Origin of the sequence: Pseudomonas sivasensis (assembly GCF_021391435.1) — a bacterium.
GTDB classification, from domain to species: Bacteria; Pseudomonadota; Gammaproteobacteria; order Pseudomonadales; family Pseudomonadaceae; genus Aquipseudomonas; species Aquipseudomonas sivasensis.
Map to the genome: position 1 here is coordinate 2,445,641 of NZ_CP090029.1, position 22,071 is coordinate 2,467,711.

At 60.4% G+C, this 22,071-nt stretch carries 19 protein-coding genes; 13 read left to right on the forward strand and 6 right to left on the reverse strand.

Features of this window, described 5'->3' with window-relative positions; all coding sequences use genetic code 11:
- Nucleotide 1: 1 nt before the first annotated feature.
- Entirely contained in the window at nucleotides 2-892 is an 891-nt protein-coding gene (locus LRO94_RS11155; protein WP_095186438.1) for a bestrophin family protein, read from the reverse strand.
- A 262-nt stretch (nucleotides 893-1,154) separates the two neighbouring features.
- On the opposite strand from LRO94_RS11155, the gene LRO94_RS11160 reads away from it, so the two are divergent.
- From LRO94_RS11160 to LRO94_RS11170, 3 genes are read left to right on the forward strand one after another with little or no spacing between them, the layout of a single operon-like run.
- Nucleotides 1,155-2,006 carry a hypothetical protein gene (locus tag LRO94_RS11160; protein ID WP_233897064.1) on the forward strand — a complete coding sequence of 284 codons (852 nt, stop codon included), beginning with the start codon at nucleotides 1,155-1,157 and terminating at the stop codon, nucleotides 2,004-2,006.
- An 11-nt stretch (nucleotides 2,007-2,017) separates the two neighbouring features.
- Nucleotides 2,018-3,064: a GGDEF domain-containing protein gene (locus LRO94_RS11165; protein WP_179179216.1), complete on the forward strand. Its 1,047-nt coding sequence runs from the start codon at nucleotides 2,018-2,020 to the stop codon at nucleotides 3,062-3,064.
- The gene (locus tag LRO94_RS11170; protein ID WP_099603347.1) at nucleotides 3,061-3,519 is read left to right on the forward strand and encodes a metallophosphoesterase family protein; all 459 of its coding nucleotides are present in this window, start codon (nucleotides 3,061-3,063) and stop codon (nucleotides 3,517-3,519) included. Before LRO94_RS11165 ends, LRO94_RS11170 begins: the two co-directional genes overlap by 4 nt.
- Nucleotides 3,520-3,526: 7 nt before the next feature.
- On the opposite strand, the gene LRO94_RS11175 is transcribed toward LRO94_RS11170, so the two are convergent.
- Nucleotides 3,527-3,826, reverse strand: a complete 300-nt coding sequence (locus LRO94_RS11175) for an ArsR/SmtB family transcription factor (RefSeq protein WP_099603348.1) — start codon at nucleotides 3,824-3,826, stop codon at nucleotides 3,527-3,529.
- A gap of 89 nt (nucleotides 3,827-3,915) precedes the next feature.
- Here LRO94_RS11175 and LRO94_RS11180 point away from each other — a divergent pair, with 89 nt between their 5' ends.
- Nucleotides 3,916-5,007, forward strand: coding sequence for an NADH:flavin oxidoreductase/NADH oxidase (locus LRO94_RS11180; RefSeq protein ID WP_179179215.1), 1,092 nt, complete (start codon nucleotides 3,916-3,918; stop codon nucleotides 5,005-5,007).
- 190 nt (nucleotides 5,008-5,197) lie between these two features.
- Nucleotides 5,198-7,324: a TonB-dependent siderophore receptor gene (locus LRO94_RS11185; protein WP_179179214.1), complete on the forward strand. Its 2,127-nt coding sequence runs from the start codon at nucleotides 5,198-5,200 to the stop codon at nucleotides 7,322-7,324.
- A 123-nt stretch (nucleotides 7,325-7,447) separates the two neighbouring features.
- Here LRO94_RS11185 and LRO94_RS11190 read toward each other — a convergent pair whose 3' ends face one another.
- Nucleotides 7,448-8,170, reverse strand: a complete 723-nt coding sequence (locus LRO94_RS11190; protein ID WP_032885425.1) for a FadR/GntR family transcriptional regulator — start codon at nucleotides 8,168-8,170, stop codon at nucleotides 7,448-7,450.
- A 48-nt stretch (nucleotides 8,171-8,218) separates the two neighbouring features.
- Nucleotides 8,219-9,955 (reverse strand): IlvD/Edd family dehydratase, encoded by a 1,737-nt coding sequence (locus LRO94_RS11195; RefSeq protein ID WP_032885424.1) that lies wholly within the window; start codon nucleotides 9,953-9,955, stop codon nucleotides 8,219-8,221.
- Nucleotides 9,956-10,146: 191 nt separating this feature from the next.
- Between LRO94_RS11195 and LRO94_RS11200 the strand changes: the two genes are divergently transcribed.
- The 7 genes from LRO94_RS11200 to araH are packed head-to-tail and all read left to right on the forward strand — an operon-like array spanning nucleotide 10,147 to nucleotide 18,447.
- Nucleotides 10,147-11,469, forward strand: coding sequence for an MFS transporter (locus LRO94_RS11200; RefSeq protein WP_032885423.1), 1,323 nt, complete (start codon nucleotides 10,147-10,149; stop codon nucleotides 11,467-11,469).
- 15 nt (nucleotides 11,470-11,484) lie between these two features.
- Complete coding sequence (araD1, locus tag LRO94_RS11205; protein ID WP_032885422.1) at nucleotides 11,485-12,474, forward strand: AraD1 family protein; 990 nt, start codon at nucleotides 11,485-11,487, stop codon at nucleotides 12,472-12,474.
- 10 nt (nucleotides 12,475-12,484) lie between these two features.
- A complete protein-coding gene (locus tag LRO94_RS11210) occupies nucleotides 12,485-14,065 on the forward strand; it encodes an aldehyde dehydrogenase (NADP(+)) (RefSeq protein ID WP_179179213.1) in 1,581 nt (526 codons plus the stop codon).
- A 16-nt stretch (nucleotides 14,066-14,081) separates the two neighbouring features.
- Nucleotides 14,082-14,945 (forward strand): SMP-30/gluconolactonase/LRE family protein, encoded by an 864-nt coding sequence (locus tag LRO94_RS11215; protein WP_122753803.1) that lies wholly within the window; start codon nucleotides 14,082-14,084, stop codon nucleotides 14,943-14,945.
- Nucleotides 14,946-14,983: 38 nt separating this feature from the next.
- Entirely contained in the window at nucleotides 14,984-15,970 is a 987-nt protein-coding gene (locus LRO94_RS11220; RefSeq protein ID WP_095186531.1) for a substrate-binding domain-containing protein, read from the forward strand.
- Nucleotides 15,967-17,469 carry an L-arabinose ABC transporter ATP-binding protein AraG gene (gene araG, locus LRO94_RS11225; protein ID WP_179179212.1) on the forward strand — a complete coding sequence of 501 codons (1,503 nt, stop codon included), beginning with the start codon at nucleotides 15,967-15,969 and terminating at the stop codon, nucleotides 17,467-17,469. The genes LRO94_RS11220 and araG overlap by 4 nt, the downstream gene beginning before the upstream one ends.
- A gap of 9 nt (nucleotides 17,470-17,478) precedes the next feature.
- Entirely contained in the window at nucleotides 17,479-18,447 is a 969-nt protein-coding gene (gene araH, locus LRO94_RS11230; RefSeq protein ID WP_122681215.1) for an L-arabinose ABC transporter permease AraH, read from the forward strand.
- Between the two features lie 829 nt (nucleotides 18,448-19,276).
- Here the strand turns inward: araH and LRO94_RS11240 are convergent.
- Nucleotides 19,277-20,425 (reverse strand): aldose epimerase family protein, encoded by a 1,149-nt coding sequence (locus LRO94_RS11240; RefSeq protein WP_179179211.1) that lies wholly within the window; start codon nucleotides 20,423-20,425, stop codon nucleotides 19,277-19,279.
- Nucleotides 20,426-20,562: 137 nt separating this feature from the next.
- On the opposite strand from LRO94_RS11240, the gene LRO94_RS11245 reads away from it, so the two are divergent.
- Complete coding sequence (locus LRO94_RS11245) at nucleotides 20,563-21,330, forward strand: SDR family NAD(P)-dependent oxidoreductase (protein WP_032888373.1); 768 nt, start codon at nucleotides 20,563-20,565, stop codon at nucleotides 21,328-21,330.
- Nucleotides 21,331-21,467: 137 nt separating this feature from the next.
- On the opposite strand, the gene LRO94_RS11250 is transcribed toward LRO94_RS11245, so the two are convergent.
- Complete coding sequence (locus LRO94_RS11250; protein ID WP_095186024.1) at nucleotides 21,468-22,064, reverse strand: glutathione S-transferase; 597 nt, start codon at nucleotides 22,062-22,064, stop codon at nucleotides 21,468-21,470.
- Nucleotides 22,065-22,071: the final 7 nt, after the last annotated feature.

Below are 22,071 nucleotides of genomic sequence, written 5' to 3' on the forward strand. Positions count from 1 at the left end.
ATCAGCCGATTTGGGCGTCGGCCAGGGCGTCGCGGCGCATCGATTGCAGGTTTTTTTCGATGGTTTCGCAGATGGCTTCCATCTGGATCTGGTGTTCGCTGGAGCGGAACGGGCTTTGCAAATCGGTGCCGATGCGTTCGATGGCCAGCAGCATAAAGCCCACCACCGTCGAGGCCAGCGGCGTGAACCAGCCCAGGGACTCCACAAGGCCCACCGGTACGATCAGGCAGAACAGCGAGATAAACAACCGCGGGAAATACACGTAAGGGTAGGGCAGTGGGGTGTTGGCGATACGCTCCATGCCGCCCTGGGCGTTGGACAAGTCCACCAGGGTGGATTCCAGCCGGGCCAGGCGAATGCTGTCCAGGTGCCCGGCTTTGTATTCCCGGGCCAGGATGGCCGCCGAGCCGGTGAGGATATCGTTGGCAAAGTTATTGGTGGCACCGTTGCGGGCGAATTCCTCAGTGGGGATAAACGCGCGGATTTCATCCGGGCATGGCTCGCCCTTGAGGTGGGCGGCCAGGCAATTCACGTAGGCCACGTGGCGGCGCAGCAGGGTGGACTTGACCGGGTTCACTTCACCGTCGGGGTCGTCCAGTAGCGTCAGCACCTGGCGCGCAAAGCTGCGCGAATTGTTGACCATCGCGCCCCATAGCGTGCGCGCCTCCCACCAGCGGTTGTAGGCGCTGCTGTTGCGAAAGCTGATGAGCACAATCAGTGCCGAGCCCAGCAGAGTGAGGGGCATCAGCGGCAAGTTGATCTTGGCGGTGAGAAACAGCATGAAGTCCACGGTGACGGCGACGTCCCACAGCAACAGCCAGAACAGCGACCAGCCCACATAGCCCATGGTCTTGATGATCAGGCGGTACTTTTTGATGATGGCGGCTTTCAAACGACAACCTCGTGGCGAGCGGTAGGCAACTGTGCCTTAGCTCGGACGCTGGTTTGCGGGGAAGGTTCGCTGTGGTGACTGAAACGGTTAAGTCGCCGGGGTCTTTTTGGAACAATTTTGGTAGCGACGGTGTCCCCTGCGCTAATCACGATAGATTGCGCTCAAGGCAAAACGCCATTATCTGTGCTGCAATTGAGATCAGTGAATCCAAGTTGTTTGATCAGGGCTCTTTCTCATGTGCAGTGGTTCGTTGAAGTTGGCGGTGGAACAGTCGGCGCGTGCGTTTGAGCGCCATGTGGATTTTGAAGCGTGTATTCGTACCCATTATTCGATCTTGCTGGAGTCCTATTCAAAAAGACCATTTTTCTACAAGACCGCACTGAAGTTCAGTCGCTTGATGGTGTCCTTTACGTTATTGAGCACCTATTTCTCCAAGCAGGTGCCATTACTGTCCGAGGTGAAAGAGTTTTGTACGGCGCGCGGGTTCTGTTCCAGAAACAGCCTGGAGTCGATCTTCCTGCTGTTCAGGGCGTTGGGGTTCATGACGGTGTCGAGGCATGCGGATGACAGCCGTCTGCGGGTATTCAGCCCGTCACCCCTAGCCTGCGAGGAGATCAGGCTGATGCTCACGTCCGTGGTCGAGCCGCTGGGCGTGATGTGCCCGGAAACCGCGGTTTGCGGCTCAATGAACGGGTTGGATGATCGCGCTTATCTGGCACGTTATTTCAAAGGGTTTTCGGTCCTTCTCTCCCACAACGTGACCATCGACCTGCTGATGCCCGACTGTTATTGGCTGGTAAAGCGCGATGCCGGGCATATGTTGATGCTGGCGATCTATAACGATGCGTGTGCGTTGGATAACCAGGGGGCAAGTTTCAGGTCTTCGTCCTACCTTTCCATCGCTGAGCAACTCTCGGTGTCCAAGACCCATGTTATTCGCTTGGTGCAAGAGGGGGCTGACCGGGGCTATTTCAAGATTCATTCCAAGACATTGCTTGAAGTCCTGCCACCTTTTATCGTGTTGGTAAGGCGCTTCATGGCGTATTCGTTTGCGACCTGCCTGCACAGTCTTCAACTGAGTCATGTCGATACCAAAGCGGCCACTCATGCATAGGGAGTGACGGGATGCCGGCTAATGTGAAGCTCAGGCCACGGATGCAAAGGCTGTTGTCGCCCGCAATTGCCCAGGCGGAATTGATCGGGATTTTCGCCTGGCTGGCGGTGTTGCTGGTTGATCGCGGGGGGATGTTCGGCTGGCCGGTCGTGCTGGTCACGATGGGGCTGTGCTTGGTGTATGGGGTTCACCGGGTGGTGACTCAGTATGTGCTGTGGCGGGCGCTGGGCGTGGGTTATATGGTGCTGCTGTCCGCGGGTTTTGCCTATGTGGTTCACACCCGCCCCGACCTGCAGGTGTTCGCCTTGCCGCTGGCCGTGACCTTGGTAATGAGCAGCGCAATCCTGTTTATCGTGGTTCAGGATTTTCTGTTCTGCGCCGCATTGGTGTGGTTACTGACGTGGCCCCAGATCCAGCTGAGCCTTTACGCAGGCGTCGACACCTACGTGTTCATCTTTTGCGCCGCGTCGGTGGCGATCGGATTTATCTTGAATGTCTACTACCTGAAGAACCTGCGTTCCGTGTTACTGGTGGAGAGTGAGTTTCGGGAGTTGGCCGAGACCGATTATTTGACCTCCATCCTGAACCGGCGGGCCTTTATGGAGAGCTTCGCCAAACTGATTGCGGCCGGTGATACCGGCTACTTCATGATGCTGGATATCGACAGTTTCAAATTGAAGAATGACCAGTTCGGCCATGACGTCGGCGACAGGATTCTCTGCGCCATGGCCGCTTGCTTTAAATCCACCCCAGGCAGCCACAGTTTCGGCAGGATTGGCGGCGAAGAATTCGGGGTGCTGCTGGTGGGCGATGACCCTGGTCTCGCCACCGATTACGCGCTGCGCCTGCTGCAAGCGATCCGCAGCAGTGTCGCGCCGCCCCATGACTACACCTGCAGTGCGGGCATGGCGCGCTTTACGGCCGGGGCCGAAATGTCGGCGGTCCTCAAGCGTGCCGACCGCAACCTCTACGCTGCCAAGGGCAACGGTAAAGACCGCGTGTATTTGGATGGCGCGCCGGTGTTTCAGGGGTCGACGTCCACCCCGGAGGCCCTATGAAAGTTGGCGTGATTTCCGATACTCACGGCCTGCTGCGGCCTGAAGCCGTGGCGGCGTTGCAGGGATGCGAACAGATCATCCATGCCGGCGATATCGGTAGCCCTGAAATTCTTCAGCAATTGGCGCAGATCGCACCCCTGCACGTGGTGCGCGGCAACAATGACCAGGACGCGCCGTGGGCACGGCAGGTGCCCGACCATCTGATGCTGGATGTGGACGGATGGCGGACGTTGGTGGTGCATGACATCGCCGACGTCCCCGCACGACTCGATACGCATGTGCGGCTGGTGATCACCGGTCATTCGCACAAGCCCCTGATCGAATGGCGGGGCGCAACGCTGTATGTGAACCCCGGCAGTGCAGGGCGGCGGCGCTTCAAGTTGCCGGTGACGTTGGCGGTGCTGGAGGTGCAGGCGCTGACGATCGAGTCGCAACTGATCACGCTGCTGGACTGATCGGGGTTTATCCTTGCGCCAGGATGCTCTGCAACAACCCTGGAAACCGTTCCTCAAGCACATCGCCGCGCAACGAATTCATATGGGTCGTGCCCACGCTGCGGGTGTGCACCAGGCCGGCATCGCGCAGTACGCGGAAGTGGTGGGACATGCTGGACTTGGGGCGCCCGCCGTCCAGCTCGCCGCAAGTGGCTTCCGGCACGCCGGCCAGGCAGCGCACGATTTCCAGGCGCACCGGGTCGCTCAGGGCGTACAACAGACGCTCCAGGGTCAGATCTTCAGGGGTAGGGTGTTTGAAGGCTCGCATGGATCGGATGATAACAGGGGGGTATCGCCGAATACCATAGTTCGATTACCATCGAACTATCGAATCACTCACTCGCTGCTGGAGTTCCCATGTCCGCTCTGTTCGAACCCTTCAAACTCAAAGACGTAACCCTGCGCAATCGCATCGCCATCCCGCCAATGTGCCAATACATGGCCGAAGACGGCATCGTCAACGACTGGCACCACGTGCACCTGGCCGGCATGGCCCGTGGCGGTGCCGGTTTGTTAGTGGTCGAGGCCACTGCCGTTGCGCCTGAAGGCCGCATCACTCCGGGCTGTGCCGGCATCTGGAGCGATGCACATGCTCAGGCGTTCGTGCCGATGGTCAAGGCGATCAAGGCCGCAGGTTCAGTGCCCGGCATTCAGATTGCCCACGCCGGGCGTAAAGCCAGTGCCAACCGTCCATGGGAAGGGGATGACCACATTCCGGCTTCCGACGCACGCCGTTGGGAAACCATTGCGCCGTCGGCCATCGCCTTCGGTGCCAACCTGCCCAATGTGCCGCGCGCCATGACCCTGGACGACATCGCTCGGGTTAAACAGGATTTCGTCGACGCCGCCCGTCGTGCCCGTGACGCCGGTTTCGAGTGGATCGAACTGCACTTCGCCCACGGTTACCTGGCCCAAAGCTTTTTCTCCGAGCATTCCAACCAACGTACCGATGCCTACGGTGGCAGCTTCGACAACCGCAGCCGTTTCCTCCTGGAAACCCTGGCCGCCGTGCGTGAAGTCTGGCCGGAAAACCTGCCGCTGACCGCGCGTTTCGGTGTGATCGAATACGACGGTCGTGACGAGCAAACCCTCACCGAATCCATCGAACTGGCGCGTAATTTCAAAGCCGGTGGCTTGGACCTGCTGAGCGTCAGCGTCGGTTTCACCATCCCCGACACCAACATCCCGTGGGGCCCGGCCTTTATGGGCCCGATTGCCGAACGCGTGCGCCGCGAAGCCGGTATCCCGGTGACCTCGGCGTGGGGTTTTGGTACGCCACAATTGGCAGAAGGCGCGTTGCAGGCGGGGCATCTGGACCTGGTCTCAGTGGGCCGCGCGCACCTGGCAGACCCGCATTGGGCGTACTTTGCCGCCAAAGAGCTGGGCGTGGATAAGTCCTCCTGGACCTTGCCAGCGCCGTATGCGCATTGGTTGGAACGCTATCGCTGAGGCGAGCCAAGCGGTTTATGGAGCCACTCAATCGAGTGGCTTTTTTTTATCTGAGAATTGATACAAAGCGGATACGCAAAAAATAACGAATGAGAATGGATGTCAAACGAGAATGCGTTGATATACCATGCGCCGCGAATTCTTGGCAGGTTTGCCGTCCCATCTGGCTCATTCACTAGGTCCAACATCCATGCGTCGTACCCTGATTTCCATCTGTGTGTTGCAGGCGTTTTCCCCGTTTACCTGGGCAGAAGTGGCGCCCACCGAGCAAACCAGTCTGGAGTTGCAAGCGACCACTGTGACGGGCACGGCGGACTATGAAACAGCTCAGGGGCCGGTCAAGGGCTACCACGCCACACGCTCAGCCAGCGCCACGCGCACCGACACGTCGATTCATGAAACACCGCAGTCCATCAGCGTGGTGTCCAAGGATGTGGTCGAAGACATTGGCGCCACCCGCCTGCAGGATGCCCTCGACTATGCCGGCGGCGTCGGCCGCGCCAACAACTTCGGCGGCCAGGGCCTGACCACCTTCACCGTGCGCGGCTTTACCACTGGCGAGTTCTACCGCAACGGTTTCCCGATCAACCGCGGCTACCCGAACATGCCGGACGCCAACACCATCGAACGCCTCGAAGTACTGCGCGGTCCGGCAACCATGCTGTATGGCCGTGGCGATCCAGGCGGCACGTTCAACGTGGTGTCCAAGCAGCCGCTGGCAGAGCGTACCGTGACCCTGGGCAGCCAGTTGAATGATCAAGGCATGAAACGCGGCACCCTGGATGCCTCCGGCCCGTTGGATGAAGAAGGTCGCCTCGCTTATCGCCTGAACGTGGTGGGCGAGGGCGGCGACACCTTCCGGGACCATGTGGAAACCGAACGCTACGGCGTGACGCCTGTCATCACCTGGCAAGCCACCGACGACACCAAGGTGATCTTCGAAGGCGACTTCATGCGTAACAACCACCCGCTGGACCGTGGCCTGACGCGCTATCCCACCCAAAAAGGCAACGCGTCGCGCGATACCTTCTGGGGCGATAAAGACGTCGGCAAATTGCACAACGACAACAGCATGGCGCAGTTGCGCTTCGAACACCTGCTCAACGAAAACTGGACCCTGGGCGGCGGTTTCCAGTGGCTGGACGGCACCTTGCAGGGCAACGCCATTGAAGCCAACGGCCTGAGCGCCGATGGCCGCACGCTGCAACGCAACTTCAACTATCGCAAGCTGGAATGGACCGACAAGGATTACCAACTCAACCTCACCGGGCATTTCACCACCGGTGATTTCGAGCACACCTTGCTGACCGGCATCGAGTATGAGGATTACGACTACAAGTCGATCATCCAGCGTTCCAGCGCCACCGCGGGCACTTACCCGATCGATATCTTTGATCCCGTCTACGGCCAGGCACGCCCACCGCTGACGCGAACACCGACCCACGATAAAGAAAACCTCAAGACCTACGCAGCCTTTGTGCAGGACCAAGTGGCCCTCACCGAGCGCCTGAAAGTATTGGCCGGTGCGCGTTTTGAGCGTTTTGAGCATGACTACGAAAGCTATGTGACCGGGGTTAAACCTTGGCAAGCCGCTGATAACGCCGTCACCCCACGTGTGGGCGTGATCTACGACCTTACCGATACCGTCGCGGTCTACGCTGACGCCGCACGTTCGTTCAAGCCGAACACTGGCGCTGCTCGCCAAGGTGGCGGGTTTGAGCCGGAAAAGGGCAAGTCCTATGAGATGGGCGTCAAATGGGAAGCCTTGGACCGTCAACTGAGCGTCGACGCGGCGATCTACCAGATCGAGAAGAAAAACGTCCTCACCACCGACCCTATCGACTCAACCTTCAGCGTCGCCGCTGGCCAAGTCCGCAGCCGTGGTTTCGACCTGAATGTGGCGGGCAATATCACCCCCGAGTGGCGCGTGATCGGCGGTTACGCCTACGTGGATGCCGAAGTCACCAAGGACAACACCATTCGCTCCGGCACGCGCCTGCTGAACATCCCCCGCAACAGCTTCAGCCTGCTTAACGTCTACGAATTCCAGGACGGCGCCCTCAAAGGCCTGGGCCTGGGCGCGGGTGGCAAGTATGTCGACCAGCGTGCCGGCCAGACCGCCAATACGGCGTTCTCGATGGACGCCTACACCGTTGTGGACCTGCTGGGCTACTACAAGGTCAATGACAAGGTACGACTGAACCTGGATGTAAAGAACCTGTTCAACCGCGAGTATGAAGAGGGCGCATTCGGCAATATCTACGCCTACCCAGGTGCACCCCGCACTGTGCAGGTCGGTATCGCTTACACCCTGTAAAGGCCTGCACAGCTTCAATGTGGGAGGGGGCTTGCCCCCGATAGCGGTAGACCAGTCGATGATGCTGTGACTGACCCACCGCCATCGGGGGCAAGCCCCCTCCCACATTTGATTGCGTTTACATCACAGCGGCGTCAGCACATTCATCACCGTATCCAACGCCACCCGCGTGTCATCCAACTGCACCAGTGAGGCATGCCGTGCACCCAGCGCATCGCGGTTCTGGATCGCGGTGAGAATCGCCTTGTGCCGGGGCAGGCTCAGGCCCTGGATGTCCGGGCGACGGTTGGTGATGTTGATCGACTCGCGCAACGGCAACGACAGCATGTTGCACATATAGGCGAGCAAGTCGTTGCGCGTGGCGTCGGCGATGGCGCGGTGGAAGTCCAGGTCGGCCTGCAACAGGTCTTCGTGGGTCTTCGCGGTTTCCATGCCCTGGTAGGCTTTTTCGATGGTGGCGATGTCGTCATCGGTCGCCGTCGTGGCGGCCATGGCGGCGATTTCCGGTTCGAGGATGCGCCGCACGCCGGCAAGGGTATTGAAGAATTCGCTGTGGGGCGTGGATTGCATCAGCCAGGACAACACATCCGGGTCGAGCAGGTGCCACTTCAAGCGCGGCCGCACCACGGCGCCCACCCGTGGTTTGGAATACACCAGGCCCTTGGCGCTGAGCACCCGGGTCGCCTCGCGCAGCACCGAGCGGCTGACCTTGTACTCCTCGCAGAGCGTGGCCTCCATGGGCAGTCTTTCTTCCGGCTTGAAGCGACCGGAAACGATGTGCATGCCCAAGTCCTGAACGATCTGGGCATGCATGCTCTTGCGCGGCTTGGGCGGCTGGTGATCCATAACGACGGGGAGGCTCTGGCTTAAAGACGCGGCATCATAGCATCCCAATTAGTGGGAATGACGCGGGACTTCCGCCCCCCGGCAGCCCACCAGGAAGTCAAAGTCGCAGCCTTGGTCTGCCTGCAACACATGGTCGATGTACAGCTGGCGGTAGCCGCCGACGATGAGTTTTTCCGGTGGCGCCAGGTCTGCCATGCGCGCCGCCAGCTCTGCATCGGGGATGTCCAGGTGCAAGCGGCCGTTGGCGCAGTCCAGTTCGATCCAGTCGCCTTCCTTCACCGTGGCCAACGGCCCGCCCGCTGCTGCTTCCGGCGCGACGTGCAACACCACCGTGCCGTACGCCGTGCCGCTCATGCGCGCATCGGAAATACGCACCATATCGGTCACGCCCTGGGCCAGCAGCTTGGCCGGCAAGCCCATGTTGCCGACCTCGGCCATGCCCGGGTAACCCTTGGGCCCGCAGTTTTTCATGACCAGGATCGAGTTGGCGTCCACGTCCAGCTCCGGATCGTTGATGCGCGCCTTGTACATGTCGAAATTCTCGAACACCACCGCACGACCGCGATGCTGCATCAGCTCCGGGCTGGCGGCTGACGGCTTGAGCACTGCGCCGAGCGGGGCGAGGTTGCCGCGCAGCACGCAGATACCGCCGTCGGCGCGGATCGGGTTATCCAGGGTACGGATCACTTCGTCCTGGCCGTAGATCGGCGAGTCCTTGGTGTTCTCGCCCAGGGACTTGCCGTTCACGGTCAAGGCGTTCGGGTGCGGGATCAGGTTGGCTTCGCCGAGGCGGCGCAACACGGCAGGCAGGCCGCCGGCGTAGTAGAACTCTTCCATTAGAAAGCGCCCGGACGGCTGCAAGTCGACGATGGTCGGCATGCCACGACCCATGCGGGTCCAGTCGTCCAGGTCCAACTCGACGCCGATGCGCCCGGCGATGGCTTTGAGGTGAATCACCGCGTTGGTCGAACCACCGATGGCCGCGTTCACGCGAATAGCGTTTTCAAACGCCTCCTTGGTGAGGATCTTCGACAGCTTCAAGTCTTCGCGCACCATCTCCACCGCGCGCATGCCGGACATGTGCGCCAGCACATAGCGCCGCGCATCCACTGCCGGAATCGCCGCGTTGTGGGGCAGGGAAGTGCCCAGTGCCTCGGCCATGCAGGCCATGGTCGACGCGGTGCCCATGGTGTTGCAGGTACCCGCCGAGCGCGACATGCCGCCTTCGGCCGCAAGGAAGTCGTCCAGGGTAATGGTGCCGGCCTTGACCTGTTCACTGAGCTGCCACACCACGGTGCCCGAGCCGATGTCCTGGCCCTTGTGCTTGCCGTTGAGCATCGGCCCGCCGGTGACCACGATGGCCGGCACGTCGCAACTGGCGGCGCCCATCAGCAGGGCCGGGGTGGTCTTGTCGCAGCCGGTCAGTAGCACCACACCATCAATCGGGTTGCCGCGAATGGCTTCCTCCACGTCCATGCTCGCCAGGTTGCGCGTCAGCATGGCAGTGGGGCGCAGGTTGGATTCGCCATTGGAGAACACCGGGAATTCCACCGGGAAGCCACCGGCCTCGATCACACCGCGTTTGACGTGCTCGGCGATCTGGCGGAAATGCGCGTTGCACGGGGTCAGCTCCGACCAGGTATTGCAGATACCGATGATCGGCTTGCCATGGAACTGATGGTCGGCAATGCCCTGATTCTTCATCCAGCTGCGGTACATGAAGCCGTTTTTGTCGGCGGTACCAAACCACTGGGCAGAGCGTAGGCCGGGCTTTTTATCAGACATGATCGATTCTCTTATTGTATGACTATATGTTCTCTCTGCGGCTAAACATAAGCGCAAAATGTTCGCTTTGGAAGAGTTGTTTTGCAAATAGTCCTACTATATAGTCTGGCTTAACTGAGGTATGACCCTGGCGGATTTTCTGCGAGAGGCATCCCCGATTCCTATAAGAACAACAATCGGAGATCGACCCCATGAGCGAGGAATTGCGGCTAATCCGGCGCATCACGCTGAAACTGATTCCCTTCCTGATCTTGCTGTACCTGATCGCCTACGTGGACCGTTCCGCCGTGGGCTTTGCCAAGTTGCACATGGGCGCCGACGTCGGCATCGGTGATGCGGCTTATGGCCTGGGTGCTGGGTTGTTCTTCATTGGCTACTTCCTGTTCGAGATTCCCAGCAACCTGATGCTCGACCGCTTCGGCGCGCGGCGCTGGTTCGCCCGCATCATGATCACCTGGGGCACCATCACCATCGGCATGGCGTTCGTGCAGGGGCCTCACAGCTTCTATGTGATGCGCTTTCTGCTCGGTGCGGCCGAAGCCGGGTTCTTCCCGGGCGTGCTGTACTACATCACCCAATGGTTCCCGGTTCGCCATCGCGGCAAGATCCTTGGGCTGTTTATCCTCTCGCAGCCCATCGCGATGATGATCACCGGCCCCGTGTCCGGCGGCCTGCTGGGTATGGACGGCATCCTCGGCCTGCACGGCTGGCAGTGGCTGTTTATCGTGATCGGCACCCCGGCGATCCTGCTGACCTGGCCGGTGCTGCGTTACCTGCCGGATGGTCCCAAGCAGGTCAAGTGGATGACCGACGCCGAAAAAACCTGGTTGACCGACGAACTGAACAAAGACCTGCAAGCCTACGGCCAGACCCGCCACGGCAATCCATTGCATGCGCTCAAAGACAAGCGCGTGTTGCTGCTGGCGCTGTTCTACCTGCCGGTGACCCTGAGCATCTACGGCCTGGGCTTGTGGCTGCCCACGTTGATCAAGCAGTTCGGCGGCAGCGATCTCACCACCGGCTTCATATCAGCGGTGCCGTATATCTTCGGCATCATCGGTTTGCTGATTATCCCGCGCAGTTCCGACCGCCTGAATGATCGTTACGGGCACCTCGCCGTGCTCTATGTGCTGGGTGCGATCGGCCTGTTCTTCAGCGCCTGGCTGAGTGTGCCGGTGCTGCAAATGGCCGCGCTGTGCCTGGCAGCGTTCGCGATGTTCTCTTGTACGGCGGTGTTCTGGACCTTGCCGGGCCGCTTCTTCGCCGGCGCCAGTGCGGCGGCCGGCATTGCCTTGATCAACTCCGTGGGCAACCTCGGCGGCTATATCGGCCCGTTCGTGATTGGTGCGCTCAAGGAATACACCGGCAACTTGGCCTCGGGCTTGTACTTCCTGTCCGGTGTGATGGTGTTCGGGCTGGTGCTGACCGGCGTGGTCTATCGCCTGCTGGAGCGCAAGCACGTGCTGCCCGTCGACCAGTTCGCCGCCAGCGCCCGTGGCGCCACACGTACTTAATCTAGGAGAACCTTCATGCGTTTAGTGCAGTTCGAACTCAATAATGGCGAGCGCCGCGTTGGCGTAGTGGAAGGCAAGCAACTGCGTGAAGTGCGCAGCGCCCATAGCGTGCGTGAGCTGGCCCTGGCCGCCATCGAAGCGGGCGTCAAGTTGCAGCAGCAGGTGGACAGTCTCGGCCTGGGCGACAGCCACGACTACGCCGCCTTGCTGGCCGAACAAAAAATCCTGCCGCCTCTGGATCACCCGGACCCGGCCCACATGCTGATCAGCGGCACCGGCCTGACCCACTTGGGCAGCGCCTCGGCGCGGGACAAAATGCACCAGGGCGGTGACGACAGCGCCCTGACCGACACCATGCGCATCTTCAAGTGGGGCGTGGAGGGCGGCAAGCCCGCCGCCGGTGAGGCCGGCGTGCAGCCGGAGTGGTTCTACAAGGGCGACGGCAGCATTGTGGTGCGCCCAGGCCAAGCCTTCCCGGTGCCACCGTTTGCCGAAGATGCTGGTGAAGAACCGGAGATCGGCGGCCTCTACGTGATCGGCCACGACGGTAAACCCTACCGCCTGGGTTTCGCGGTGGGCAACGAGTTTTCCGACCATGTGATGGAGCGCAAGAACTACCTGTACCTGGCCCATTCCAAGCTGCGCAGTTGCAGCTACGGCCCGGAACTGCGTGTCGGCGAATTGCCCCAGCACCTGGCCGGCACCAGCCGCATCCTGCGTAACGGCGAGGAAATCTGGCGGAACGAATTCCTCAGTGGCGAGGCCAATATGTGCCACAGCCTGGAAAACCTCGAATACCACCACTTCAAATACAGCCAATTCCTCAAGCCGGGCGATGTGCACATTCATTTCTTCGGCACCGCCACCTTGTCATTCGCCGACGGTATACGTACCCAACCGGGGGATGTGTTCGAGATCAGCCAGGCTGAGTTCGGCGCGCCGTTGATCAACAGTGTCGGCAGCGTCGATGCAGCGTTCGAACCCGGCAATGTCATCACCCTTTAAGGAGACCCACATGACCCAGTTTCTCGGCCACAACTTTATCGGCGGCCAGCGCAGCGCCAACGGCAGTGTGAAGCTGCAAAGCGTCGACGCCACCACCGGCGAAGCCTTGCCCCAGGATTTCTACCAGGCCACGCCGCAGGAAGTCGACGCCGCCGCCCACGCCGCCGCGCAGGCTTATCCGGCGTACCGGGCCTTGAGCGCCGCACGTCGCGCGCAGTTCCTGGATGCGATCGCCGATGAGTTGGATGCGCTGAGCGATAACTTCGTTGAGTTGGTCTGCCGCGAAACCGCATTGCCTGCCGCCCGTATCAAGGGCGAGCGCGGGCGTACCAGCGGGCAGATGCGCCTGTTTGCCACGGTGTTGCGTCGCGGTGATTTCTACGGTGCCCGCATCGACAAAGCCCTGCCGGATCGCCAACCACTGCCGCGTCCGGACCTGCGTCAATACCGCATCGGCCTCGGCCCGGTGGCGGTGTTCGGTGCGAGCAATTTCCCCCTGGCATTCTCCACGGCAGGCGGCGACACCGCCGCCGCGCTGGCGGCCGGTTGCCCGGTGGTGTTCAAAGCCCACAGCGGCCACATGGCGACGGCTGAACAGGTGGCCAATGCAATCATCCGCGCGGCCGAGGCCACCGAGATGCCGGCTGGCGTGTTCAACATGATCTTCGGCGGTGGCGTCGGTGAGGCGCTGGTCAAGCACCCGGCGATCCAGGCGGTAGGCTTTACCGGCTCGCTCAAGGGCGGTCGTGCCCTCTGCGATATGGCCGCGGCGCGCCCGCAACCGATCCCGGTGTTTGCCGAAATGTCGAGCATCAACCCGGTGATTGTCTTGCCCCAGGCCTTGCAGGCGCGGGCCGAGACCGTCGCCCGTGACCTCACCGCGTCGGTCGTACAAGGCTGCGGCCAGTTCTGCACCAACCCCGGCCTGGTGATCGGTATTGCATCGCCGGAATTCACCGCGTTCACCCAACAGGTGGCGCAATTGATCGGCGAACAACCGGCGCAAACCATGCTCAACGCCGGTACCTTGAGCAGCTATGGCAAGGGCCTGGAAAAACTCCTGTCACATCCTGGCATTCAGCATTTGGCCGGCAGCACCCAGGCCGGTAACCAGGCGCAACCGCAGCTGTTCAAGGCCGACGTGCGCCTGTTGCTCGATGGTGATGAAGTGCTGCAAGAAGAAGTCTTCGGCCCCACCACGGTGTTTATCGAAGTGGCTGATCAAGCCCAACTCAGTGCGGCGTTGCACGGCCTGCACGGTCAACTGACGGCCACGATCATTGGCGAGCCGGCGGATTTTCAACAGTTCGCCGAGCTCACGCCGCTGCTGGAACAGAAGGTTGGGCGCATCCTGCTCAACGGCTACCCGACCGGCGTGGAAGTCTGCGACTCGATGGTGCATGGCGGCCCGTACCCGGCCACGTCCGATGCCCGTGGCACGTCGGTCGGCACCTTGGCCATCGACCGTTTCCTGCGCCCGGTGTGCTTCCAGAACTACCCTGATAGCCTGCTGCCCGACGCGTTGAAAAACGCTAACCCGTTGCGTATCCAGCGCTTGGTCGATGGCACGCCATCGCGCGATTCGCTGTAAGGAATCCGGAGGTTTCATGTCGTGTAAGGCCGTCACTGCACACCGTGCGCAATTGGGCGAAGGCCCATTCTGGGACGCGCCCACCCAGGCGCTGTATTGGGTCAATATCGCCGGCAAACAGGCCTTGCGCCTGATGGGCGGGCAATTGCAGATCTGGCAGTTGCCCGAGCATGTCTCGGCCTTTATCCCGTGTGAAAGCGGCGATGCGTTGGTGACCTTGAGCAGCGGTGTCTACCGCCTGGACCTGGTCACCGAAGCCTTGACCCTGCTGTGCGTGGCCGACCCGCAACCGGGCAACCGTGGCAATGAAGCGCGCTGCGATGCCCAAGGCCGGCTGTGGCTGGGCACCATGCAGAACAACATCGGTGAGCAGGGCGAAGACCTGCCGATTACGCGGCGTTCAGGTGGCTTGTTTCGCATTGATGTCGATGGGCAGGTCGCGCCTCTGCTGAGCGGCCTGGGCATTCCCAACACGTTGCTGTGGAGTGAGGACGGCAGCCAGGTGCATTTTGGCGACAGCATGGATGGCACGCTCTATCGGCATGTCATCCAGCCCGACGGTCAGCTCGAACCGGCACAGGTGTGGTTCGGTCCACACGCACGCGGCGGGCCGGATGGCTCGGCGATGGATGCCGAAGGCTACATCTGGAATGCCCGTTGGGACGGCAGTTGCCTGCTGCGCCTGACGCCTGATGGTGAGGTGGATCGCATCATCGAACTGCCCGTCAGCCGTCCCACCAGTTGTGTATTCGGTGGGCCCAACCTCACCACGCTGTACATCACCAGTGCCGCCAGCCCGTTGGATCACCCTCTGGATGGTGCGGTGCTGGCTATCGAAGTCGATGTCCCTGGCAAACCGTGCCATCGCTTTGCCGGTTAAACCCCAAGACTCAAAAACAACAACAAGAGGTGTCGTTCATGAAAAAAGCCCTACGCGTCCTTGCCGCCGCCGTTGCTTTAAGCAGCCTCAGCAGCCTCGCATCCGCCGAAGAAGTGAAGATCGGCTTCCTGGTTAAACAAGCCGAAGAACCCTGGTTCCAGACTGAATGGGCCTTCGCCGAAAAAGCCGGCAAGGAACACGGTTTCACCGTGATCAAAATCGCCGTGCCCGATGGTGAGAAAACCCTTTCCGCCATCGACAGCCTGGCCGCCAACGGTGCCAAGGGATTTGTGATCTGCCCGCCGGACGTGTCCCTCGGCCCAGCCATCGTGGCCAAGGCCAAGCTCAATGGCTTGAAAGTCATGGCCGTGGATGACCGCTTCGTCGATGCCAAAGGCAACTTCATGGAGGACGTGCCGTACCTGGGCATGGCTGCTTTTGAAGTCGGTCAGAAACAAGGCGCCGCCATGGCCGCCGAAGCGAAAAAACGTGGCTGGGACTGGAAGGACACCTACGCGGTGATCAACACCTTCAACGAACTCGACACCGGTAAAAAACGCACCGACGGCTCGATCAAATCCCTTGAAGAAGCCGGCATTCCGAAAGACCACATCCTCACCGCCGCACTGAAAACCCTCGACGTCCCCGGCAGCATGGACGCCACCAACTCGGCGCTGGTCAAGCTGCCCAGCGGTGCGAAAAACCTGATCATCGGCGGCATGAACGACAACACCGTGCTCGGCGGCGTGCGCGCTACCGAAAGCGCAGGCTTCAAAGCGGCCAACGTGATTGGCATCGGCATCAATGGCACCGACGCCATCGGCGAACTGAAAAAGGCCGACAGCGGCTTCTTCGGCTCCATGCTGCCAAGCCCGCATATCGAGGGCTACAACACGGCGCTGATGATGTACGAGTGGGTCACCAAAGGTACCGAGCCACCGAAGTACACCGCGATGGATGAAGTCACCCTGATCACCCGCGCCAACTTCCAGGAAGAACTGACCAAGATCGGGCTGTGGAAATGAGTGCGGCGGCCCTGCGGTTTGAGGGTATCGGCAAAACCTTTCCCGGGGTCAAGGCGCTGGACGGCATCAGCTTCAGCGCCCAGCCAGGGCAGGTGCATGCTTTGATGGGCGAGAACGGCGCGGGCAAGTCGACGCTGCTGAAAATCCTCGGCGGCGCCTACATTCCCAGCAGTGGCACGGTGCAGATCGGCGAACAGACCATGGCGTTCAAATGCGCTGCGGACAGCATCGCCAGCGGCGTCGCGGTGATTCACCAGGAGCTGCACCTGGTGCCGGAAATGACCGTGGCCGAGAACCTTTTCCTTGGGCACCTTCCGTCGCGTTTTGGGGTGGTCAACCGGAGCCTGCTGCGCAAGCAGGCCCTGGCGTGCCTCAAGGGTCTGGCCGATGAAATCGATCCTGAAGAAAAGCTCGGGCGCTTGTCCCTGGGCCAGCGCCAACTGGTGGAAATCGCCAAGGCTTTGTCCCGTGGCGCCCATGTGATCGCGTTCGACGAACCGACCAGCAGCCTGTCGGCGCGGGAGATCGACCGTTTGATGGCGATCATCACGCGCCTGCGGGATGAGGGCAAGGTGGTGCTGTACGTCTCGCACCGCATGGAAGAGGTGTTCCGGATTTGCAATGCCGTGACGGTGTTCAAAGACGGGCGTTACGTGCGCACCTTTGATGATATGAGTGCGCTCAGCCACGACCAGTTGGTGACCTGCATGGTCGGTCGCGACATTCAGGATATTTACGACTACCGCCCGCGAGAGCATGGCGAGGTCGCACTCAAGGTCGACGGGTTGCTGGGGCCTGGCCTGCGTGAGCCGATCAGTTTCGACGTGCGCAAGGGCGAGATTCTTGGCTTGTTCGGGTTGGTCGGGGCAGGGCGCACGGAGCTGTTTCGTTTGCTCAGCGGGTTGGAACGCAGCAGCGCTGGCAGCCTGCAATTGTGCGGTGAAAACCTGCAACTGCGCTCACCGCGCGACGCCATCGCCGCCGGTGTGTTGCTGTGTCCGGAAGACCGCAAAAAGGAAGGGATCATTCCGCTTTCCAGCGTCGCCGAGAACATCAATATCAGCGCCCGTGGTGCCCATTCCTCGTTCGGCTGGTTGCTGCGCGAGCCCTGGGAAAAAAGCAACGCCGACCAGCAAATCAAGGCGATGAAAGTCAAAACCCCGGATGCGCAACAGAAAATCATGTACCTGTCCGGCGGCAATCAGCAGAAGGCTATTTTGGGTCGCTGGCTGTCGATGCCGATGAAGGTCTTGCTGTTGGATGAACCGACGCGGGGCATCGACATCGGCGCCAAGTCGGAGATCTACCAGATCATCCATAACCTGGCGGCCAGCGGCATTGCGGTGATCGTAGTGTCCAGCGACTTGATGGAGGTCATGGGTATTTCCGATCGTATCCTGGTGCTGTGCGAAGGCGCCCTGCGCGGTGAACAAACCCGTGAAAACGCCACCGAATCCAACCTGCTGCAGCTGGCCCTGCCGCGCCGCGTGACGAACTGAGAGACGACCATGAACACTCAAAACAACGCGTTGCCCACCGCACGCAAACCCTTCGACCTGCGCGCACTGCTCGACAACTGGGCGATGCTGTTGGCGGCGGTGAGCATCTTTGTGCTGTGCGCCTTGCTGATCGACAACTTCCTCTCACCGCTGAACATGCGCGGCCTGGGCCTGGCGATTTCCACCGTGGGCATCGCCGCGTGCACCATGCTGTTCTGCCTGGCGTCGGGGCACTTCGACTTGTCGGTGGGCTCGGTAATCGCCTGCGCCGGCGTGGTGGCGGCGATTGTGATGCGCGACACCGAGAGCGTCATGCTCGGCATCGGCGCCGCGCTGCTGATGGGCCTGATCGTCGGGCTGATCAACGGCATCGTCATCGCCAAGCTGCGGGTCAATGCGTTGATCACCACCTTGGCCACGATGCAGATCGTGCGCGGCCTGGCCTACATCTTTGCCGACGGCAAGGCGGTTGGCGTGTCCCAGGAGCAGTTCTTTGTGTTCGGCAACGGCCAGTTGTTCGGCGTGCCGGTGCCTATTTTGATCACCATCGTGTGCTTTGTGTTTTTCGGCTGGCTGCTGAACTACACCACCTACGGGCGCAACACCATGGCCATCGGCGGCAACCCGGAAGCGGCGTTGCTGGCAGGGGTGAACGTTGACCGCACCAAGATCCTGATCTTCGCCGTGCACGGTCTGATCGGCGCGTTGGCCGGGGTGATCCTCGCCTCGCGCATGACCTCGGGCCAGCCGATGATCGGGCAGGGTTTTGAGCTGACGGTGATCTCGGCCTGTGTACTGGGCGGGGTGTCGTTGAGTGGTGGGATTGGCATGATCCGCCATGTGATCGCCGGGGTGCTGATTTTGGCGATCATCGAGAACGCAATGAACCTGAAGAACATCGACACGTTTTATCAATACGTAATCCGCGGTTCGATCCTGCTACTGGCGGTGGTCATCGACCGCATGAAACAGCGCTGAACCCTCGCCATGTGAAGCTCAAACTGTGGGAGGGGGCTTGCTCCCGATAGCAGTGGGTCAGGTAATGAATATGTAGCTGACACACCGCCATCGGGAGCAAGCCCCCTCCCACAGTTTTAATCGGCGGAGAATTTGAATACGGTGTTTTGGCTGTAAGTTTGTCCTGGGTTCATCAATACGTGATCTGCGGTTCGATCCTGTTGTTGGCGGTGGTCATCGACCGTATGAAACAACGCTAAACCCTCGCTATGTGAAGCCCAAAATGTGGGAGGGGGCTTGCTCCCGATAGCAGTGGGTCAGGTAATGAATATGTAGCTGACACACCGCCATCGGGAGCAAGCCCCCTCCCACAGTTTTAATCGGCGGAGAATTTGAACACGGTGTTCTGGTTGTAAGTTTGTCCTGGGTTCATCAATACGTAATCCGCGGTTCGATCCTGTTGTTGGCGGTGGTCATCGACCGCATGAAACAACGCTGATCCAAACTCTATAAAGGCCAAATGTGGGAGGGGGCTTGCTCCCGATAGCAGTGGGTCAGGTAATGAATATGTAGCTGACACACCGCCATCGGGAGCAAGCCCCCTCCCACAGTTTTAATCGGCGGAGAATTTGAACACGGTGTTTTGGCTGTAAGTTTGTCCTGGGTTCATCAATACGTGATCTGCGGTTTGATCCTGCTACTGGCGGTGGTCATCGATCGCATGAAACAACACTGATCCAGACCCTATGAAGGCCAAATGTGGGAGGGGGCTTGCCCCCGATAGCAGTGGGTCAGGTAATGAATATGTAGCTGACACACTGCAATCGGGAGCAAGCCCCCTCCCACAGTTTTAATCGGCGGAGAATTTGAAGACGGTGTTCTGGGTGTAGGTCTGTCCTGGGTTCAGGCGAGTTGAGGCGAAGTTTGGTTGGTTAGGCGCATCCGGAAAGTGCTGGGTCTCCAAGGTAAACCCACTCCAGTGCAGGTAAGTCTTGCCGCCTTTACCCTTCACCGAACCATCAAGGAAGTTGCTGGTATAGAACTGCACGCCCGGTTCGCTGGTGTAGAGCTGCAAACGCCGGCCTGACTCTGGGTCATGCACCTCGGCGGCGAGTTGCTTCACGTCCCCCTTGGTGTCCAGCGCCCAGTTGAAGTCAAACCCACCCTGTTTTGGCTCGGCAAATTTGAGCTGCGGATGATCCTCCTTGATGTGCTGGCCGATCGGCGTCGGTTTCAGGAAGTCCATCGGCGTGCCCTTGACGGGCGCCAGTTCGCCGGTAGGAATCAGGGTGGCATTCACTGGCGTGTAATGACTGGCGTGCAAGGTCGCGACTTGCTTGAGAATGTCGCCATTGCCTGCACCGGCGAGGTTGAAGTAGCTGTGATTGGTGAGGTTGAGCACCGTAGGTTTATCGGTGGTGGCGGTGTAGTCGATGTGCAGTTCGTTCTTGTCGTTGAGGCGGTATGTGACCTCGGTTTTCAGATTACCGGGGAAACCCATCTCGCCGTCCTTGGACAGGTAGCTCAGCTTCACGCCGACTGAGTCTTTGTCCTTGACCGTCTCGGCCTTCCACACCTGCTTGTCGAAGCCCTGGGCGCCGCCATGCAGCGAGTTGGGGCCATCGTTGAGCGGCACCTGGAAGCGCTTGCCGTCGAGCTCAAAGGCGCCACCGGCGAGGCGGTTGCCAAAGCGGCCGATGGTCGCGCCAAAGAATGCCGTACCGCTCTGATAGCCTTGCACGTCGTCAAAGCCCAGCACTACATCGTCGACCTTGCCGTGTTTGTCCGGCACTTTCAGCGACTGCAAGACGCCGCCGTAGGTAATCACCGTGGCTTGCATGCCGTGGCTGTTGCGCAAAATGTATTGTTCGACGGCGGTGCCGTCGTTGGTTTTACCGAAAGGTTTTTGCTCGCTGCTCAGGCCGGCCGCCTGGGCGCCGCCGCTGGCGATCATCATGGACAGCGCCAGGCCAGACAGCAGGTATCGAGGGTGCTTCATGGTCGAACTTCCTTTTGTTGTTTTGAGTGGAATAGTTCTACTAATAGCGATATTTTGTTGGTGTGACAGCGAATTTATAGCCTTTAACGCCAATTTCGTAAAATAAAATAAGACTAATTGATCGAGGCAACCGTTATATGAGTACTGCGCAGGCTGTTTATCCGGACCTTGAAGGCAAAACCGTGCTGGTGTCTGGTGGTGCTTCGGGCATCGGTGAGTTCATGGTGCGGGCCTTTGCCGCGCAAGGCGCCAAGGTCGGCTTTGTGGACCGCGCGCAAAGCCAGGGCGATCGGCTGGCCGCGTTGTTGAGCTCGAAGGGGCATACGGTGGAATTCGTGTGCTGCGACATCACCGATGAAATCGCCTACAAGGCCGCCATCGAGCGTTTCGAGCATTCGTTGGGGCCGATCACCGTGTTGGTGAACAACGCCGCCAACGACGTGCGTCACACCCTGGAAGAGGTCGACTCGGACACCTTCGACAAGCTGATCTCGGTCAACCTCAAGCACGCCTTCTTTGCGGCCAAGGCCGTGGTGCCGATGATGAAAGCTGCCGGCGGCGGCGCGATCATCAACCTCGGCTCGGTCGGCTGGATGATGGCTTCCGCCGGCTACCCGGTGTACGCCGCCAGCAAGGCCGCTGCCCACGGCATGACCCGGGGGTTGGCGCGGGAGTTGGGGCCTCACCATATCCGCGTCAACACGTTGGTGCCGGGGTGGGTCATGACCGAGAAGCAACTGGCGATGTGGGTGGACGATGCGGCCAAGGAACTGATCGCCCGCAGCCAGTGCCTGCCCGGCAGCGTCCTGCCGGAACACATCGCCAATATGGCGTTGTTTCTCGCCTCGGATGCCTCGGCGATGTGTTCGGCGCAGAATTTTATTGTGGATGGCGGTTGGGTCTGAGCCGAACACCCTCTCTCAGACAACACAGACCAATGTGGGAGGGGGCTTGCCCCCGATAGCGGTGGTTCAGGCAGTACTTCTATGACTGACCCACCCTTATCGGGGGCAAGCCCCCTCCCACATTTGAACTGCGGTGCTTAGGCGATGGGGTAACGCTTGAACGCCGCATGCTGCTCCAGTCGTTCGGTATGCCGGGCCAGGTTGGGGAATGCATCCGCCTTGACCACCGACGCCACTGTGAACTGGCTGAACGACCACGCCACCGCCGCCGTAATCGACGCCTGGGTCAGTGCTTCGCTGTCGCCCAGTTGCTTGTCCAGCAACGCATAAGCCGCGAGCAGTTGGCCGGTCACGCGCTCAAGCCACGGCGCATGCAGCTTCTCGGCCGGGCGCAGGTTGTGCTCATAGACGATCTGCACGCTCTTCTCACAGGCCGCCAGCGCCAGTCCCAGAACGTGCAAGTCTTTGGCAAGTGCCGCAGGTTGCAGGGGCAGCAGCTTTTTGTCCGACGGGGCCAAGGCTTCGAGGTAATCCAGGATCAGGCTGGAATCCATCAATACCGTGCCATCGTCCAGCACCAGGGTAGGGGCCTTGACCACCGGATTGATCTGCGCAAATTCGTTGAAGGTGCTGAACACGGACAAGGGTTCATGCACAAAACTCACTCCGTACAGATCCAGGGAAATTGCCACGCGGCGTACGTAAGGCGAGTCCAGCATGCCGACCAGTTTCATGAAGCCT

Coding starts and splice junctions, on each gene's coding strand:
- LRO94_RS11245 (WP_032888373.1), top strand. CDS start 20,563: ATGAGTACTGCGCAGGCTGTTTATCCGGACCTTGAAGGCAAAACCGTG.
- LRO94_RS11180 (WP_179179215.1), top strand. CDS start 3,916: ATGTCCGCTCTGTTCGAACCCTTCAAACTCAAAGACGTAACCCTGCGC.
- LRO94_RS11190 (WP_032885425.1), bottom strand. CDS start 8,170: ATGGATCACCAGCCGCCCAAGCCGCGCAAGAGCATGCATGCCCAGATC.
- LRO94_RS11215 (WP_122753803.1), top strand. CDS start 14,082: ATGTCGTGTAAGGCCGTCACTGCACACCGTGCGCAATTGGGCGAAGGC.
- LRO94_RS11210 (WP_179179213.1), top strand. CDS start 12,485: ATGACCCAGTTTCTCGGCCACAACTTTATCGGCGGCCAGCGCAGCGCC.
- LRO94_RS11170 (WP_099603347.1), top strand. CDS start 3,061: ATGAAAGTTGGCGTGATTTCCGATACTCACGGCCTGCTGCGGCCTGAA.
- LRO94_RS11195 (WP_032885424.1), bottom strand. CDS start 9,955: ATGTCTGATAAAAAGCCCGGCCTACGCTCTGCCCAGTGGTTTGGTACC.
- LRO94_RS11175 (WP_099603348.1), bottom strand. CDS start 3,826: ATGCGAGCCTTCAAACACCCTACCCCTGAAGATCTGACCCTGGAGCGT.
- LRO94_RS11220 (WP_095186531.1), top strand. CDS start 14,984: ATGAAAAAAGCCCTACGCGTCCTTGCCGCCGCCGTTGCTTTAAGCAGC.
- araH (WP_122681215.1), top strand. CDS start 17,479: ATGAACACTCAAAACAACGCGTTGCCCACCGCACGCAAACCCTTCGAC.
- LRO94_RS11185 (WP_179179214.1), top strand. CDS start 5,198: ATGCGTCGTACCCTGATTTCCATCTGTGTGTTGCAGGCGTTTTCCCCG.
- LRO94_RS11250 (WP_095186024.1), bottom strand. CDS start 22,064: ATGAAACTGGTCGGCATGCTGGACTCGCCTTACGTACGCCGCGTGGCA.
- araD1 (WP_032885422.1), top strand. CDS start 11,485: ATGCGTTTAGTGCAGTTCGAACTCAATAATGGCGAGCGCCGCGTTGGC.
- LRO94_RS11200 (WP_032885423.1), top strand. CDS start 10,147: ATGAGCGAGGAATTGCGGCTAATCCGGCGCATCACGCTGAAACTGATT.
- LRO94_RS11240 (WP_179179211.1), bottom strand. CDS start 20,425: ATGAAGCACCCTCGATACCTGCTGTCTGGCCTGGCGCTGTCCATGATG.
- LRO94_RS11165 (WP_179179216.1), top strand. CDS start 2,018: ATGCCGGCTAATGTGAAGCTCAGGCCACGGATGCAAAGGCTGTTGTCG.
- araG (WP_179179212.1), top strand. CDS start 15,967: ATGAGTGCGGCGGCCCTGCGGTTTGAGGGTATCGGCAAAACCTTTCCC.